Source organism: Testudinibacter sp. TW-1, assembly GCF_050613185.1.
Taxonomy (GTDB): Bacteria; Pseudomonadota; Gammaproteobacteria; order Enterobacterales; family Pasteurellaceae; genus Chelonobacter.
Genome location: NZ_CP192511.1, coordinates 2,404,016 through 2,420,089, shown reverse-complemented (window position 1 = coordinate 2,420,089; position 16,074 = coordinate 2,404,016). Strand labels below are relative to the sequence as shown.

The following is a 16,074-nucleotide window of genomic DNA, read 5'->3' as shown; positions in this document are numbered from 1 at the left end:
AAAGTGCGGTTTATTCCGCTTTCGGATTTGCCAGCACCTGCAAATCGGTCTGTTTTAACCATTTACTGCTCAATGTGCCGGCAGTGATTGCGCCGTTCACGTTAAGTGCGGTGCGCCCCATATCAATCAGCGGCTCAATCGAAATTAAGAGTCCGACTAATTCCAACGGCAATCCCATGGTTGATAGCACCACAATCGCGGCAAAGGTTGCGCCGCCGCCGACACCGGCGATACCGAAAGATGAAATGGTGACAATCGCCACTAATGACAAGATAAAGTGCGGTGCCAGCGGATCAATCCCGACCGACGGTGCAACCATAAATGCCAGCATTGCCGGATAAATCCCGGCGCAACCGTTTTGCCCGATGGTTGCGCCGAACGTCGCCGAAAAGTTAGCAATCGTGCCCGAATTACCCAGTCTATTGGTTTGGGTTTCGATATTTAACGGAATCGTGGCGGCACTGGAGCGTGAGGTGAAGGCGAACAGCAAGGTCGGCAACACTTTTTTGTAATAGCTGAACGGATTAATGCCGCTCAATGCCAACAGCACGCCGTGTACAATGAACATTACTCCAATCGCCAAATAAGACGCAATAATAAAATTCAGCAGGTTAAGAATATCCGCCCAACTAGACGTTGCCGCCATGCGCGTCATCAAGGCTAAAATCCCGTATGGAGTCAGGCTGATGATAATCCGCACCAAGCTCATCACCAATTTATTCAAACTGTCGATCCCTTGCGTGATACGCTCAGCGGTTTCGGTTTGATCTTTACGCAAACGCAGGGTGGAAATGCCCAAAAAAGCGGCAAAAATCACGGTGCTGATAATCGAAGTCGGATTTGCACCGGTCAGTTCCGCAAACGGATTGCGCGGAATAAAAGAGAGCAACATGGCCGGAATGGTTAAATTGGCAACTTGATCTACCCGCCCTAATACGCGTTCTTGTGCCGCGACTTCACGCGCCCCGGCGATTAAACCGTCCGCATTCAAACCGAACAAGGCGCTGAACCCGATCCCGACTAAAGCGGCAATAGCGGTGGTAAACAACAGAACGGAGAGAATGCTAAAGCTGATTTTGCCCAATCCACCGGCATCATGCAGTTTGCTGATCGCCGATAAAATCGAAACAAACACCAACGGCATCACAATCATATGCAGCAAACGGACATAACCGCCACCGACCAGATTAATCCAATCCAGACTGGCTTTGACCGCACTTTGATCGCCGTACAGATTTTGCAATGCAATGCCGAACACCACGCCCAGCACTAACGCCAATAGTACGGTAACCGCAAGCGAATGACCTTGCTTTTTAAAATGATATAAGACAAAGACTAAAGCTAAAAAAATTGCCAGATTCAGCAGCAGATAGAGAGACATAATGAACCTCGGTTAAAAGAATCAATCAATGGAGATAGCATAACCTGTTATACTCAAAAGATGAAATGACAATACACAATAAATTATGCCGAGAAGATATAATAATGCTTTTCTGTTGCGAAAAAGATGATTTTATTCGCATTTTGTTTAAAAAAATAACAATTGAATGCGCAAGACGAAAAAAAACTTGTTCCTTAATCTGAAAGTCGCTATTATAGCGCCACTTCAAAATGCGACCGTAGCTCAGTTGGTTAGAGCACCACCTTGACATGGTGGGGGTCAGTGGTTCGAGTCCACCCGGTCGCACCATCAAGCCGTTCATAACACTTCATCAAACTACACTAACCCCTTATAAAACCTAGCGTTATCGCATTTTAGTTGTTTATTTCACTTCACTATATTACACTTAAATCCACGAATTTTGACTATACGAATGACTATACGGCTAAGGCATAGTTAAAAGCCGTATAGTTAAAAGTTGTTTTTTCTTTTATTCTTCAATTAGTTAAGTGATAACTATACCGCTTTTTTAAATAAAAGGTCGTATAGTCATTCTTAACATACTGAAATAGGTGAATAAATGGCTAAAGTTGTAGCTCCGCTGACTAATACCCAAGTAGCACAAGCAAAGCCCCAAGAGAAAGATTACCGCCTTTTTGACGGTGGTGGATTGTCGCTATTGGTCAAATCAAATAGTTCTAAATTATGGCGTTTTGAATATAAGAAACCATTTACTAAGAAAGCGGCATTACTTAGCTTAGGGGCATACCCTGAAATATCCATAGCTCAAGCACGCCAAAAAAGAGAAGAATTTAGAATCTTACTAGCGCAAGGCATTGATCCACAAATCAAGCGAGAGCAAGAAAAATTAGAAAAGCAATTAGAGCTGGCTAATACACTTCAAGCAATGGCGGAGAAATGGAAAGCTAAAAAACTTCAAGAAGTCGCTGAACTGACCATTAACAAAAACTACCGCAGATTAGAAAAGCATTTATTCCCCTATGTCGCCAACTGCCCTATTTCAGATATTACCGCCCCTTTAATGGTAAGTGCATTGCAACCACTGGCAAAACAAGGCAAATCAGAAACATTACACCGCATTATCGGTATGCTCAACGAAATATTAGATTTTGCGGTGAATGGTGGCTTGCTCACTTATAACCCTTGTACAAATATTCGTAAGATGTTTGCGAAACATACCAAAACCAACAACCCCGCAATTCATCATGATGAGATACCGCAATTTTTAAACGATCTACAAAATAGCAATATTGAGCCGAAAACACGCTTTTTAGTGATGTGGCAAATGCTGACAATGGTGCGTTCTAATGAGGCTGTTTGTGCGGAATGGGCGGAAATTGATTTAGAAAAAGCATTATGGACGATACCAGCGGAAAAGATGAAAAAGACAAGACACAGCCTGAAAAATCCGCACATTGTACCGCTATCACCACAGGCACTGACGATATTGAAAAAAATGCAACCGATGACCGGACATTTAAAATATGTTTTTGCCAGTAGCCTAACCAGTGGTAAGCCGATGAACAAAGAAACCGTAAATACGACTATTAAACGCATGGGCTACAGTGGCAAACAAACCGCCCACGGCTTAAGGCGTTTAGCAAGCACCTATTTAAACGAAATGGGCGAGCCTAGGGATTATGTAGATGCTTGTCTTGCTCACCATATCCAAGGCGTTAGCGGTGTGTATAACAAGGCGACCTACTTCAATCAACGCATAGGCATTATGAACAGGTGGGGCGCATTTATTGAAGAATGCCAAAAGAAAGCCGTTACGTTGTAACGTTATAAAGTGCGGTTGAATTTCCACAGATTTTATTAATTTAGTGCGGCTAGGTGAGGATTAATTACCCACACCGAAAGATAGTAACCCTTATTGCTATTGTCGCACTAATTCAATCAGTAAGGGATATTGTTGCGCTAAGGGGCGTTTTATGACAAAAAATCAAAGCTATTATAATTCATTACCTGAATGTTCTATTATTGATTATGAAGTCATTCCATACCTTGAAGCTGTTTTATTATGGTGCGGAGTTGAGAGAGAAGATCTACAAGGTGTTTTAAATGAAGTAAATGAATTAAGTTCTGGTATTTATCAACACCCTTATATTCCTTGCTTACAGAAAAAGACTAGAGTTTTGGAATTAGCAATTACACAGGGTGACATAAGAGCGGTAAGGGAACATGGATATGGTGGCGAAATTGAAATTTTAGATGACGGCACAAAATGCGTAAAAGATCATGTAGCTAGAAACCGTCGTCATTTTTGGATACAAGATTTAAAAGAATTTATTTCATCAAAATATCCAAATGATAAGCCTAAGACTTTATTTAATGATGATGAAAGAAAAACCCCTTTAACACAAATTCAGTTTGATGAATTACAGAGGAAATATGATAGCCTTTTACTTGAAAAAGTAAACTACAGTCACAACTTAATGAACTTCAAACAAAGTTAAGTTCTGCTGAAAGTTCCGCTAGAGATTATAAATCCGCACACGATCAAATTTCTGAACGATTAGAAAACGCAAAAACATATTTTCATAATTTAAAGTCTGAAAACGACAAATTAAAAAAAGAACATACTGACTTGAAAGCTAAAAATGATAATCCTAAAACTATAAACGCACTAACTAAAACATTAAAAGCATTTATTGCCGTCTGTTTTGGAGAAAATGTAGCGGATAATCCAAGATCACACATTGCCGAAAATGATATAACTCAAGGTACAAAATATACAAATGGCATTATTCAAATAGCCTTTGACAAAAATGGCTATAAAGTTCCTGTTACTGGTAGAACGCTATCAGAATGGATAAAGAATAGTGATATTTCCGATCTAAAACAGTAATGATATTCAAATTTTATTAGGGGGATATTCTCAAGTTTAGGGGAATATTCCTTTTTTTATCACTTTACATTTCATAATTCCCCACGTTGCAACATTAAACCATATAAAAGCCCTTGAGCGTTTATATCTGAATTAATTTCAAACGTGGAGATAATCCGATGAATGTCATCACCTCAAAAGCCTTTCAGCAAAAGCTAGGCATTAAACAAACCGCTTTTTACAACTGGCAAAACCCGAAGCACCCACAATATAAGCCCGATTTCCCTAAGCCGTTTTCACTTGGTGGGCGGTTAAATGGCTATCGAGAAAATGAAGTCAATGACTTTATCGAAAGCCTGATGAATGCCGATAAAAGCCGTAAAACGCACGCATAGGGAGCTTTTTAAATATGACTAATACCGAATATAAACCTACGCTGACAGGCGTTTTAAAACAGCTTTCAGAGCTACAGGAATTTATCAGCCCTGTTCTTGCTGGAAAATTACCCGAAGTGCGAGGCATTGAGCCACCAGCACCAACAAGGGAAATGACACTTAACGAAGTGATCGGCTTTATTGCTGACAAACTCACATTTTGTGAAATGGATTTAGACAAAATTCAACAAGAATTAATCGCACTTTATGGCGAAAACCCGACAAATTCCGCACAAAAGGGGGCATAAATGGCTAAGAAATTGACTGCTCAACAAGAAGCCTTTGCTTTTGCCGTATTTCAAGGCATGAGCTACGCAGGGGCTTATAGAAATTGCTACAACACGCTTTATATGGGAAATGAAACTATCCACACTGAAGCAAGCCGATTAGCCAATAACCCTAAGATTACCGCTAGGATTAATGAACTGAGAGCCGAATTAAAAAGTGAAGTTTTATCAAGTTCTACCGATTTATTGGCGGAATTAGAAGAAGCCCGATTGTTAGCATTGCGACATAAAAACCCTAACGGAATGACCACTGCCACAATGGCAAAAGCTAAGCTGTTAGGAATGTTAAAAGAAATTAAGGCAAAAGGACAAAATCAAGATGAAACAGAATAACCACAGCGCCAGTAATAATATCAGCATTAACTTGTTTCTTTCGGCTGACTTGAAACTATCCGCAATGGAACGCAGACCAATTGTATTATTAAAATTGATTGCTGACGGTGAATTGTCGGAGTTAGACACCTTGAATGCTGGAAATATCCTTAATGCGAGAAATGAAGTTAATGAAATTGAACGATTAGAAAGTTTTGAATTTATTCGAGTGAAGCACGCTAAAGCAAATGGGCGTGGCGAATATACGACTTATCGAGTCGCAAATAAATATCAGGGGGAAAAATTAATTTCAGCTTACAACCTGAAAGCCAAAGCAAAAGGCTATCCACCACTCACACCGATACAAATTCAAACTGCACTTAATAGGTTTGGTGAGCGTAATCCGTTTATCGTGGCTGATGATGAACGAATAGTAGCAAAGCCGAAACGATAAGGGCAATTGGCGTAATTTAAAAAACGCCCTTTCATGTTGTGAAACAGAAAGGGCAATATTTAAACTATTTTAACAGTGGTTATTATATGGGAAATAATGCGCAACGAACAGCACAACGAAAAAAAAGATCATCCAAACAAGAGAGAGCCGAGCGGCTAGGCGTGGATTTCAACAAGGGCGGATTTTCCACACTGCGGCATGATGTGATTAACAGCCCTGAATTTAACGCCCTAAGCGGTAATTCGGCTAAGCTCTTAACGAAATTACTAGGGCAATTCAACGGCTATAACAATGGCGATTTAACCCTATTACAAAACAAGGCGGCAGAACTTTACGGCATGAGTAACGCCACCGCCAAGAAAGCAATTGATGAACTGCTTGATAGTGGCTTTATTATCACCACACGGCAAGGCGGAAAAAATCGCTGTTCACTCTATGCCCTGACATTTATCGCAGTGAATGAGTGTGACAATAAAATTGATATTCAACCGACAAGAAAGCCACTGGACTATTGGAAAAAACCAAGATGACTTTCGCCAAAGGGAAACCCCAATTGACCGCTCAACCTGTTTTACCCCTTTTTGCTCACTTTCCTAATCGTTTTTATATGTAGTGTATATGGTATATTTATAAAGGTAACTAGAAACTAACGCTATTGGGGAGTAAAAAAACACATGACTACCCTAGAAACTAACGCTATTGGAAATAAATTGATTAAAAAATGACCACAATAGCGTTAGAAACTGGGGTAACTTACCCTAGAAACTGGGGTAACGAAAATCTAATAGCGTTAGAAACTAGGGTAATTGAATAGCAACCGCCACCAGCCACCCAACCGAACAAATCAACCGCCTTTATCACACAGGCACACCATTTATACGAATAAAACTAGATTAGCAAACTCAGCCTCGTAAGCACGCTTTACAGCGAAATAAGCACGGCATAGCACCACCATTCAACGACATCAAAGAAACGACCAAAGCAAGGCGGAACAAGGAGCTATACGATCCAACTAATTGTATAAATAACAAACAATTATCTGACTCGTATAAGCATTGATTTTTAATGGTAATTTCTAGATATTCGCATAACACGAACACCCACTAGCAAGACGGCATAGCATAGATTTAGCCAATCCAAAATTGGATTGGCTACAAGCTCAAAATTGAGCCTGTTAATTCACTTACATAGGCTTGTTTTCAAAATTGGTACTCACATGGGGTTAAAATTACAGTTATGGTATCGGTTTAATGGCAATCCTCGGTAAGTTTGCGAAAGTTTCTACGATTTGCGAAATACTAAAAGAACATATACACCTAGCAACAGAAAGGTATTAGGGATCTAATTGCGAAACTAAACTGCGAAAACCAATAATCATCTTGCTTTTCCTGTTTGATTGGCTAATCTATAATAGAAAACAAGGATATTTTGTTGGTTGATTTTCATACTGAATAATTGATGACTTTTGATTTTAACTATACGAATGACTATACCATTATAGGAGTTTTAATAAAAATTTATTAAAATACAATGCATTAAGACTTGATATCGAGTCCACCCGGTCCATCAAGCCTTTCACAACACCCCATTAAACTACACTAAGCCCTTATAAAACCTAGTTTTAGCGCATTTCAGTTGTTTATTTCACTTCACTATATTACACTTAAATCCACGAATTTTAGTTATACGTTTAGTTATACGGAGCTTGTATAGCTAAAAGCCGTATAACTAGAACACCGGTTTATATTATTTCCGGCTGCGTCAGCGTTATCCGTTTTCTAGTGATCGACTTTTTCGTAGCAATTATTTCAGTACCACTGTGGGTTTATTTGCGACAGCAAGCAGTGCGTGGGGCAGTTGGTGCGCTTGTTGAATATCCCAATCAGCAAGGCGGAACACTTCCACCAATTCGCCGACGGCAAAGCTACGCAGATCACTTGAACCACGCCAACAGGCTGCATGATGGCGTTGGCGGAAGCTAGTGCAGGTGCTAGGCGATGAGAGCTAACAACACAATCACAACTTATTAAGGTTTAGTTAAAATAATATCGTTTAAACTAAACTTTAGCGAATATTCTTATGTCATTATTTTTAAAATTATAAATTAGCCGTTGTGTTTAGCACACTGCGCACTGATAATACTCCATATCGAACAGAAATAAACCTGAAATGCAATTGTGACAAAACCATAAATATCAAGCATGATAATTACAAAACAATAACTTAAATTATAGTAACCCGCTTTACTAATTGGCGAAATAGTATTATAAATTTAGCACCTAGCGAGTTTATTTTGGTCCACTAATTTTTATTGAAAAGGAGTTCCAAAAATGAACTATAAATCTTTATTAGCCACCGCCGTATTCAGCATGTTGACATTGAGTGTACAGGCGAATGGATTAGAACAGCGTCCGATTGATGGTCGGTTGGATGGCTTTGATCCAACTACTAAAGGGGGATCGTTGGAATTAGAACAGCGTCCGATTGATGGTCGGCTGGATGGTTTTGATCCAACCACTAAAGGGGGAGTGTTGGAATTAGAACAGCGTCCGATCGATGGTCGGTTGGATGGTTTTGATCCAACGACTAAGGGTGGTTTTTAATTTCTATTTTTAAATAAAAAATAATTAACCAAAGCCCATTTGTAAATAGTGGGCTTTTTTAATGGTGCTTTGTGCACGCGATTGAATAAAGGAATAGTCATGTCTTTAAATACCCGGGATGGTACAAAAATTTATACACCGCTTTCTTTAAAATTATATGATTGGTGGGTGCTCGCGGTTTCTAATCGATATGCATGGCGCTGTGATACACACAATGTACTTTTACCGCACTTTAGCCAACATATTGGGGCTAATCATTTGGATATTGGCGTTGGAACCGGTTTTTATCCTAAAATGATTCGGAATCAGATTGAGCAAATTTCATTTGTAGACTTAAATCAACATAGCTTATCTTATGCAAGAAAAAGTATTGGCGATACCAAAATTCAGCAATGTGTGCAGCATGATATTTTTAATCCGTTTCCAAAAAATATGCATGAAACATTTGATTCGATCTCTATTTTTTATTTATTGCATTGCTTACCGGGAACGCTGCGGGATAAGCAAACCGCAATACGGCATGTTGTTGCTGCACTAAAACCGGATGGTGTTTTGTATGGTGCGACTATTTTGGGAGCAGGTGTTTCGCATAATGCGTTTGGGCGAAAATTGATGCAAGTTTATAATAAGAAAGGAATTTTCAGTAATTATCATGATTCGTTAGCGAGTTTGCAGGAGGTGCTATCGACCTTTTTTGTTGATGTAACTATTAAGGTTGAAGGCGTAGTGGCGATTTTCAGTGCCAAGCATAAAGTCTGATCCCAAAATTGGATAAATTTAAACCACTCAATTGAGTGGTTTTTTTGTAGAAGAAAATCAACATGGTTATAAATTAAGCATGTTTTTTAATTATTGATATGAATCAATTAATGGCGTGGTGATTTGTTGGTTAAATAATGATAAATCAATATTTTATTTTTATGAAAAAAATCAAATTTGATCTATGTCATTTTTTGTATACCTAATAAGGGGTATATTGAATGCGCTTCTAACGGAGGATGGAAGTCATTGGAGTGTTATAACAAGGTTAATGAATAATTTATGAGGAAATCAGTATGAAAAAAACAGCAGTCGCTTTAGTTGCCGCCGCAGTCTTTGCCAGCGGAGCCGCAGTCGCACATGAAGCCGGAAGCGTGATTGTTCGTGGAGGTCCGATTTTAGTTGTGCCGGATACCTCAACGAAAAATTATGCAGGCAATGCATTAGACTATAACTTTGATGTAAATAGCAATGCGCAACTCGGTTTGACCGGTACTTATATGATCACCGATAATATCGGGGTGGAATTGCTGGCGGCAACACCGTTTAGCCACGAATTGTCATTGCCGGGCATTGGCACGGTAGGTAAAACCAAACATTTACCACCAAGTCTATATCTGCAATATTATTTCTTGGATAAAGAAGCAAAAGCGCGCCCTTATTTAGGCGCAGGGGTAAATTATACGACTTTCTTTAGTGAAAAATCGACGTTTGCACCTGTCACAGAACTGAAATTAAAGGATTCATGGGGATTAGCCTTAAATGCCGGTGTGGATATTGGCTTAACCGATAATTTATTCTTAAATACTTCAATTTGGTATGCAAAAATTAAAACCAAAGCCAGCTTTAAATTAAATGGTAATGAACAAAAAGCAGATGTAACACTAGATCCAATGGTGTATTTTATCGGCTTGGGATATAAATTCTAACTTTGCGGATTCTCGACTGATTGCGTAGAACCGCACTTTTAAAGTACAGGTTTTGCTCACATTGAGCAGAACCTGTATTTTTATTATAGATAATGTAAAAGTGCGGTTTAAATCATTGGACGAATGAGTTGGTATTTAAGCCGCTAATTTTAACAATTCTTTGGCATTTGCCAGCGTCGCGTTGGTCACTTCACTGCCACTTAATAAACGCGAGAGAGCGTGAATCCGTTCTTTGCCATTAAGTGCGGTCATTTCAGTGATGGTTTCGCCGTTACGGGTGAATTTTTGTACACTAAAATGGTGCTGTCCGTGCGCAGCGACTTGTGGCAGGTGGGTGACGCACAGAATCTGGCATTTTTTACCTAATTGCCGCATTAAGCGCCCGACCACGGCGGCGGTTGCGCCGCTGATACCAACATCAACCTCATCGAAAATCAATGTCGGTGTCGCCATTTTATCGGCAGTCAGCACTTGTATTGCCAAGGCAATACGTGACAATTCCCCGCCGGAGGCGATTTTAGCCAGCGGTTGTGATAACTGCCCTAAATTACTGCGCAGCATAAATACGATTTCATCTGCACCTAAGCCGTTAACGGCGGAAGGATTGTGTTGAATCCGAATATCAAATTCGGCATTTTCCATGGCTAATTGTTTAATCACACCGGTAATTTCTGAGGACAATTTTTTCGCACCATCCTGTCGGGCTTGATACAACGCTTCAGCCGCTTGTCGCATTGCGCTAACCGCACTTTCAAGCTGTTGTTGCAATTGCGCTTCGCCTTCATTCAGATCGGCCAATTCGGTTAACTGTAATTTTAACTGTGCGTGGTGTTGTGCCAATTGTTCCGGTTCGATATGGTGTTTTTTCGCTAATTGCAGGGTAGTGCCGAGGCGTTGTTCCACTTCCGCCAGCAAATACGGATCTTGCTCAATATTGGAGGTTAAGTTTTGCAGTTCGGAAGCGGCTTCTTGCACTTGAATCAGCGCACCTTGCAGTAGACTCCGTAAATTGGCATATTGATTGCTCATGCCTAATAATTCTTCGCAATAACGCTCGGATTTATTCAACATCGATTCGATATTCACTGATTCATTTTCATTCAGCAACATACTGATGGATTGCGATAGCTGCGCAATCTGTTCGGCATTGGCTAAACAGTTATGTTGTTGTTCCAACTGTTGATATTCATCCGCTTGCGGATTGAATTCGTTCAACTCTTCCACTTGATATTGCAATAGTTGGCGTTTGGCTTCATTTTCTGTCAGTTGTTGTTGAAAGGTTTTAAGTTGCTGTTTTGCTTGTTTCCATTGCTGATAGCTGTCGGACATTTGCTGTAACCGCACTTGGTTATCACAAAACTGATCCAACAACGTTAATTGCGCTTCGCTTTTTAATAGGCGCTGTGAACTATGTTGCCCGTTGATTTGAATCAGTAATCCGCCCAATTCGCGTAGTTGCGCGACTGGAACCGGGTAATTATTGATAAACGCCTTTGAGCGCCCGTCATTGCGGATAACACGGCGTAAATTGCAAAAGGTAGGCAAATCCAGATCTTCCAATTCATATTGTTGTAACCATTGCTGCGCCGCACTATTAAGACTGATATCAAAGGTTGCCCGCACTTCGCCGCGCTCTTGCCCGTGGCGAATCATACTGCTTTCAGCGCGTTCGCCTAAACACAATCCTAATGCATCAATCGCAATGGATTTGCCGGCGCCGGTTTCGCCGGTAATCACGCTCATGCCTTGTTGCAAGGCAAGATCGAGTTGGTTAACGATAGCAAAATTTTGAATGTTCAAATGAATTAACATAGCAACCTCTTTACTGGGTATTTATACAGGTATTTTATACTGTTTTTTTATCCAGTAAAGAGGTTTTTCTGTTTTTGTTCAAAAATATCAGAATAATTTTTGCAACCAGCCGAGTTTGGCACTTAACACATTGAAATAGTTGTAATCATTTAAATGTAACAGACGTAGGGTATCTTGGCTTTTGCGCACAATAATTTTATCATCGGGCGAAAAGGCATGTGCCACTTGGCTGTCGCAACTGATTTCCAGCTGGCGCACAGTGTATTGTGCAAAACGCAGGGAAATCACGCTATTGCCGTCGATAACCAGCGGACGAGACGATAGGGTGTGCGGAAACATCGGCACCAGTGCAATTGCATTCAGTTGCGGTGTCAAAATCGGACCGCCGGCAGAGAGCGAATAAGCGGTCGAACCGGTTGGCGTGGAAATAATCAAGCCGTCGGAACGTTGGGAGAAGGCGAATTTATCGTTAATATAGACTTGAAAATCGATCATATGTGCGATTTTAGCCGGGTGAATCACCACTTCATTGACGGCATTGTTTAAATTGATCCGTTGATTGCCACGTTCAACCATTGCTTCCAATAAAAACCGCTCTTCGATGAAATATTCCCCTTCTTCCAAACAGGAATGGAGCTGTGAGTAGGCATGCTTTGGATCAATGTCAGTGAGAAAGCCTAAATTTCCGCGATTAATCCCGATCACGGCAATGTCATAGCGCGCCAACACCCGGGCCGTACCGAGCATATTGCCATCGCCGCCGATTACAATCGCTAAATCGGCTTTTTCGCCGATTTGTTCAATCGGGGCGATATGGTTTTCGGGAATAGATAAATCTTTGCCAATGTCTTCTTCTACCAGCACTTCGTAATCACGTTCACTTAACCACTGATAGATGTTTTTATGCATTTGCAGGGCATTATGGTTGCGTGGTCTGCCGACCAAACCAATGGTATGGAACTGCCGTTTACTCTTGCTCGGCGTGGAATTTAACGCATTATTGCTCATTTATGCTACTCATAAAAAATAGTAATTGCTTGAAATAGTCAATTTAGCCCCTATCTTAACAAAATAAGATACAATTAACAGTATCAAGGCTGACTTGATACTGGGTTTTTGGGTAAAATAGCCTGTAAATTTGATATTCAGCACAAAATAGGGAGAAAAGATGTCTGATATTACTGATGAGAAAAAAATTGAAGCTGCCGCCGAAGAGAATGCAAGCGTAGAGCCGCAAGAGGTGGAAATCATCAATCAAGATCCGTTAGAAGAAGCAATTGCCCGTGTGCAAGAGTTGGAAGTGCAGCTGGAAGAAAGCAACAAGCGTGTGCAAGACGTGCAGCTCAGAAGCCGTGCCGAAGTGGATAATATCCGCCGCCGTGCCGAGCAAGATGTGGAAAAAGCGCATAACTTTGCCTTAGAAAAATTTTCCAAAGAGTTGTTGGAAGTGATTGATAATCTGGAACGTGCGCTTGATGCAAGACCACAAAGCGATGATGAAAGCAGCAAAGCGGTGTTTGACGGGGTAGAACTGACTTATAAGTCGTTGATTGCGACTGTAAATAAATTCGGCGTCACCGCCGTTGGCGTGATCGGCGAAGCTTTCAATCCGGAACAACATCAAGCCATTTCTATGCAGCCGACAGAAGGTTTTACCACCAATCAAATCACGCAAGTATTACAAAAAGGCTATTTGTTGAACGGCCGTGTGATTCGTCCGGCGATGGTGATGGTTGCGGCGTAAGTGCGGTTTACACGCAAATGATCGAGAAAAAAATCGCCATTTTTATCTCGGAATGGCGATTTTTTATTTTTAAAACATCAAATTACATTTTTGCGACGGTTTTAATCCCTAATAGATCCAACCCTTGTTGTAAGGTTTTCTGTGTCAGGGCGGCGAGTTGCAAACGGCTGTTCTTCACAGCCTGATCCTCTTGATTTAAAATCGGACAATGTTCATAGAATGCAGAAAACGCCCCGGCCAATTCATACAAATAGGCACATAAAACGTGCGGCGTGCCTTCTTTGGCAACCAGTTGCACCGCTTCCTCAAATTGCAGTAATTTAATCGCTAAGGCACGTTCTTTTTCATCTTGCAAATTGATGTTACCCTGTAACGAATTAACATCAATTTGGCTGCGGCTGAAAATCGAGCTGATACGGGTGTAGGCATATTGCATATAGGGGGCGGTATTGCCTTCAAAACTCAGCATATTATCCCAATCGAACACATAATCGGTGGTGCGGTTTTTGGAGAGGTCGGCATATTTTACCGCGCCAATTGCCACGGCTTCGACCACTTGTTGCAGTTCGGCTGCGCTTAGATCCTGATTTTTTTCGGCGATCAGCTTGGTGGCGCGTTCAATCGCTTCGTTGAGCAAATCGGTCAATTTCACCGTGTCGCCGGAACGGGTTTTGAACGGTTTGTTGTCTTTGCCCAACATCATGCCAAAATTGAAATGTTCCAAGCTCATACTGTCCGGAATATAACCGGCTTTGCGTACGATCGTCCACGCCTGCTGTAAATGCTGGCTTTGGCGGCTGTCGGTGAAATATAATGCTCGGTCGGCGTGCAGCACCTCATGGCGGTATTTGGCGGCGGCAATATCAGTCGTAGTGTAAAGGAAACCGCCGTCGCTTTTTTGGATAATCACGCCCATCGCTTCGCCGTCTTTGTTTTTGAATTCGTCTAAAAACACCACCACGGCGCCTTGGTCTTCGACTGCAATGCCTTTGGCTTTCAGATCGGCGACAATGCTCGGCAACATCGGGTTATACAGGCTTTCGCCCATTACGTCATCGTTACTCAAGGTAACATTTAAGCGATCATAGGTTTGTTGGTTTTGCTGCATGGTGATGTCCACCAGTTTGCGCCACATGGCCAAGCAATAATCATCGCCGCCTTGTAATTTCACCACATAATTACGCGATTTTTCGGCAAAGTCAGCGTCGCTGTCATAACATTGTTTGGCGGCGCGATAAAATTCTTCTAAATCGCTCAGCGCCAAATCTTCGGCGTGTTCGTATTCCACTTTTTCCAAGTAAGCGATCAACATGCCGAATTGGGTTCCCCAATCGCCGACATGGTTGGCGCGGATTACGTTGTGTCCTAAATATTGCAACACTCGCACCACCGCATCGCCGATAATCGTCGAACGCAAATGCCCGACGTGCATCTGTTTTGCCACATTCGGCGCAGAGTAGTCAGCAACGATGGTTTGCGGTTGCGCGACAGGCGCAATTAATTGCGTTTGTTTAAGCAAAGCTTGGCTTTGTGCTGCCAACCATTGTGGGTGTAGAAACAGATTGATAAAGCCCGGCCCGGCAATTTCGACTTTTTCCACGAAATCAGTTAAATCCAAATGATTCAGCACTTGCTGAGCCATCTCGCGCGGTACGATACCCCGTTTTTTGGCAGCCGCCATAATCCCGTTGGCTTGGTAATCTCCGAACTGCGGTTTACCGGATTGGCGTACTAACGCCTCACAGTCTTGTTCTGCACCGGCGGCGATCATTGCCTGTTTGATTTTTTGCGATAAAATGTGTTGAATATTCACAGAAATTGTAGCCTTTTAAATTGAAAATTTGGGCGCTATCATACCGTTTTATCGCCAGTGAGAAAAGACAGAATGACAAATTTAACCGAGCCGCACCCGCTATTTTCCGGCGAATCGGCGGATGTAACCGCACTTTCCGATCAATTTGCCGAATTTGAACGGCAGATTGAACAATTAGCGCAGACAATCGGTATTTCGTTGGCGGAATTTGAAATCGATCATCTGGCGATTCGGGTCAACAGCGTGCGGCAAGGACAAATTTGGCTGGCGGCATTGTTAAAGTGCGGTTCGATATTGAGTGATAATCAAGTCAATGGCAGACCGATTTATTTGATTCGATTAGATCGACCGTTGACATTTGCCGGGCAAGCGGTGTCAATCGTTGAATTGCCCATGCCGAAAAATAAAGTCTATCCGCGGCAAGGTTGGGAACATATTGAATTAGTCGTGCCGTTTTTGGTTAAAGAATCGGCAAATGAATGGCTAAATCGAATAAATCAACGGTTTGGTCTGAACGAAAACCCGCGCTTAAGAGTCAAAGTCGACGAACCTAACGTAGAGGGAGAGCAATTGTGTAATCTTTCAATTGCCGTTACTTTACAAGAGAAGACAGAAAATCATTCTTGTATCAAATTACATCCGCACCCTATTGCCGATGTAGTGGGATCAGAAAGACAACCATGACATGTTGAGGA

At 41.5% G+C, this 16,074-nt stretch carries 17 protein-coding genes and 1 tRNA gene; 14 read left to right on the top strand and 4 right to left on the bottom strand.

The genetic code is table 11. The features are described 5' to 3' along the window. Positions 1-10 precede the first annotated feature (10 nt). Positions 11-1,381 carry an L-cystine transporter gene (locus tag ACQ31U_RS11645; RefSeq protein ID WP_431052253.1) on the bottom strand — a complete coding sequence of 457 codons (1,371 nt, stop codon included), beginning with the start codon at positions 1,379-1,381 and terminating at the stop codon, positions 11-13. 232 nt (positions 1,382-1,613) lie between these two features. On the opposite strand from ACQ31U_RS11645, the gene ACQ31U_RS11640 reads away from it, so the two are divergent. The 12 genes from ACQ31U_RS11640 to ACQ31U_RS11585 all read left to right on the top strand — a co-directional run bounded on the left by ACQ31U_RS11640 (position 1,614) and on the right by ACQ31U_RS11585 (position 10,010). After that, positions 1,614-1,690 (top strand) — tRNA-Val (locus ACQ31U_RS11640). A gap of 271 nt (positions 1,691-1,961) precedes the next feature. After that, a complete protein-coding gene (locus ACQ31U_RS11635) occupies positions 1,962-3,185 on the top strand; it encodes a tyrosine-type recombinase/integrase (protein ID WP_431052251.1) in 1,224 nt (407 codons plus the stop codon). Positions 3,186-3,336: 151 nt separating this feature from the next. Then, positions 3,337-3,861: a hypothetical protein gene (locus ACQ31U_RS11630; protein ID WP_431052249.1), complete on the top strand. Its 525-nt coding sequence runs from the start codon at positions 3,337-3,339 to the stop codon at positions 3,859-3,861. Positions 3,862-3,992: 131 nt separating this feature from the next. Then, a complete protein-coding gene (locus ACQ31U_RS11625) occupies positions 3,993-4,253 on the top strand; it encodes a hypothetical protein (protein ID WP_431052247.1) in 261 nt (86 codons plus the stop codon). 158 nt (positions 4,254-4,411) lie between these two features. Beyond that, a complete protein-coding gene (locus tag ACQ31U_RS11620; protein ID WP_431052245.1) occupies positions 4,412-4,627 on the top strand; it encodes a helix-turn-helix transcriptional regulator in 216 nt (71 codons plus the stop codon). A gap of 14 nt (positions 4,628-4,641) precedes the next feature. Next, positions 4,642-4,914 carry a hypothetical protein gene (locus ACQ31U_RS11615; RefSeq protein WP_431052243.1) on the top strand — a complete coding sequence of 91 codons (273 nt, stop codon included), beginning with the start codon at positions 4,642-4,644 and terminating at the stop codon, positions 4,912-4,914. Then, entirely contained in the window at positions 4,915-5,286 is a 372-nt protein-coding gene (locus ACQ31U_RS11610) for a terminase small subunit (RefSeq protein WP_431052241.1), read from the top strand. After that, complete coding sequence (locus tag ACQ31U_RS11605) at positions 5,273-5,719, top strand: hypothetical protein (protein ID WP_431052239.1); 447 nt, start codon at positions 5,273-5,275, stop codon at positions 5,717-5,719. Before ACQ31U_RS11610 ends, ACQ31U_RS11605 begins: the two co-directional genes overlap by 14 nt. A 161-nt stretch (positions 5,720-5,880) precedes the next feature. Beyond that, positions 5,881-6,249: an ArsR family transcriptional regulator gene (locus ACQ31U_RS11600; RefSeq protein WP_431052237.1), complete on the top strand. Its 369-nt coding sequence runs from the start codon at positions 5,881-5,883 to the stop codon at positions 6,247-6,249. A gap of 1,800 nt (positions 6,250-8,049) precedes the next feature. After that, entirely contained in the window at positions 8,050-8,322 is a 273-nt protein-coding gene (locus tag ACQ31U_RS11595; RefSeq protein ID WP_431052235.1) for a hypothetical protein, read from the top strand. A gap of 99 nt (positions 8,323-8,421) precedes the next feature. Beyond that, entirely contained in the window at positions 8,422-9,081 is a 660-nt protein-coding gene (locus ACQ31U_RS11590; RefSeq protein WP_431052233.1) for a class I SAM-dependent methyltransferase, read from the top strand. A gap of 296 nt (positions 9,082-9,377) precedes the next feature. Further along, complete coding sequence (locus ACQ31U_RS11585) at positions 9,378-10,010, top strand: OmpW family outer membrane protein (protein WP_431052231.1); 633 nt, start codon at positions 9,378-9,380, stop codon at positions 10,008-10,010. 135 nt (positions 10,011-10,145) lie between these two features. Here the strand turns inward: ACQ31U_RS11585 and recN are convergent, their stop codons facing one another. Beyond that, entirely contained in the window at positions 10,146-11,822 is a 1,677-nt protein-coding gene (gene recN / locus ACQ31U_RS11580) for a DNA repair protein RecN (RefSeq protein ID WP_431052229.1), read from the bottom strand. A gap of 87 nt (positions 11,823-11,909) precedes the next feature. Continuing rightward, positions 11,910-12,830 carry an NAD(+) kinase gene (locus tag ACQ31U_RS11575; RefSeq protein WP_431052227.1) on the bottom strand — a complete coding sequence of 307 codons (921 nt, stop codon included), beginning with the start codon at positions 12,828-12,830 and terminating at the stop codon, positions 11,910-11,912. Positions 12,831-12,990: 160 nt separating this feature from the next. Between ACQ31U_RS11575 and grpE the strand changes: the two genes are divergently transcribed. After that, the gene (gene grpE / locus ACQ31U_RS11570; RefSeq protein WP_431052225.1) at positions 12,991-13,566 is read left to right on the top strand and encodes a nucleotide exchange factor GrpE; all 576 of its coding nucleotides are present in this window, start codon (positions 12,991-12,993) and stop codon (positions 13,564-13,566) included. Between the two features lie 82 nt (positions 13,567-13,648). Here grpE and argS read toward each other — a convergent pair whose 3' ends face one another. After that, a complete protein-coding gene (argS, locus tag ACQ31U_RS11565; RefSeq protein WP_431052223.1) occupies positions 13,649-15,379 on the bottom strand; it encodes an arginine--tRNA ligase in 1,731 nt (576 codons plus the stop codon). A 72-nt stretch (positions 15,380-15,451) separates the two neighbouring features. Here argS and ACQ31U_RS11560 point away from each other — a divergent pair, with 72 nt between their 5' ends. Further along, positions 15,452-16,063 (top strand): VOC family protein, encoded by a 612-nt coding sequence (locus tag ACQ31U_RS11560; protein WP_431052221.1) that lies wholly within the window; start codon positions 15,452-15,454, stop codon positions 16,061-16,063. Positions 16,064-16,074: the final 11 nt, after the last annotated feature.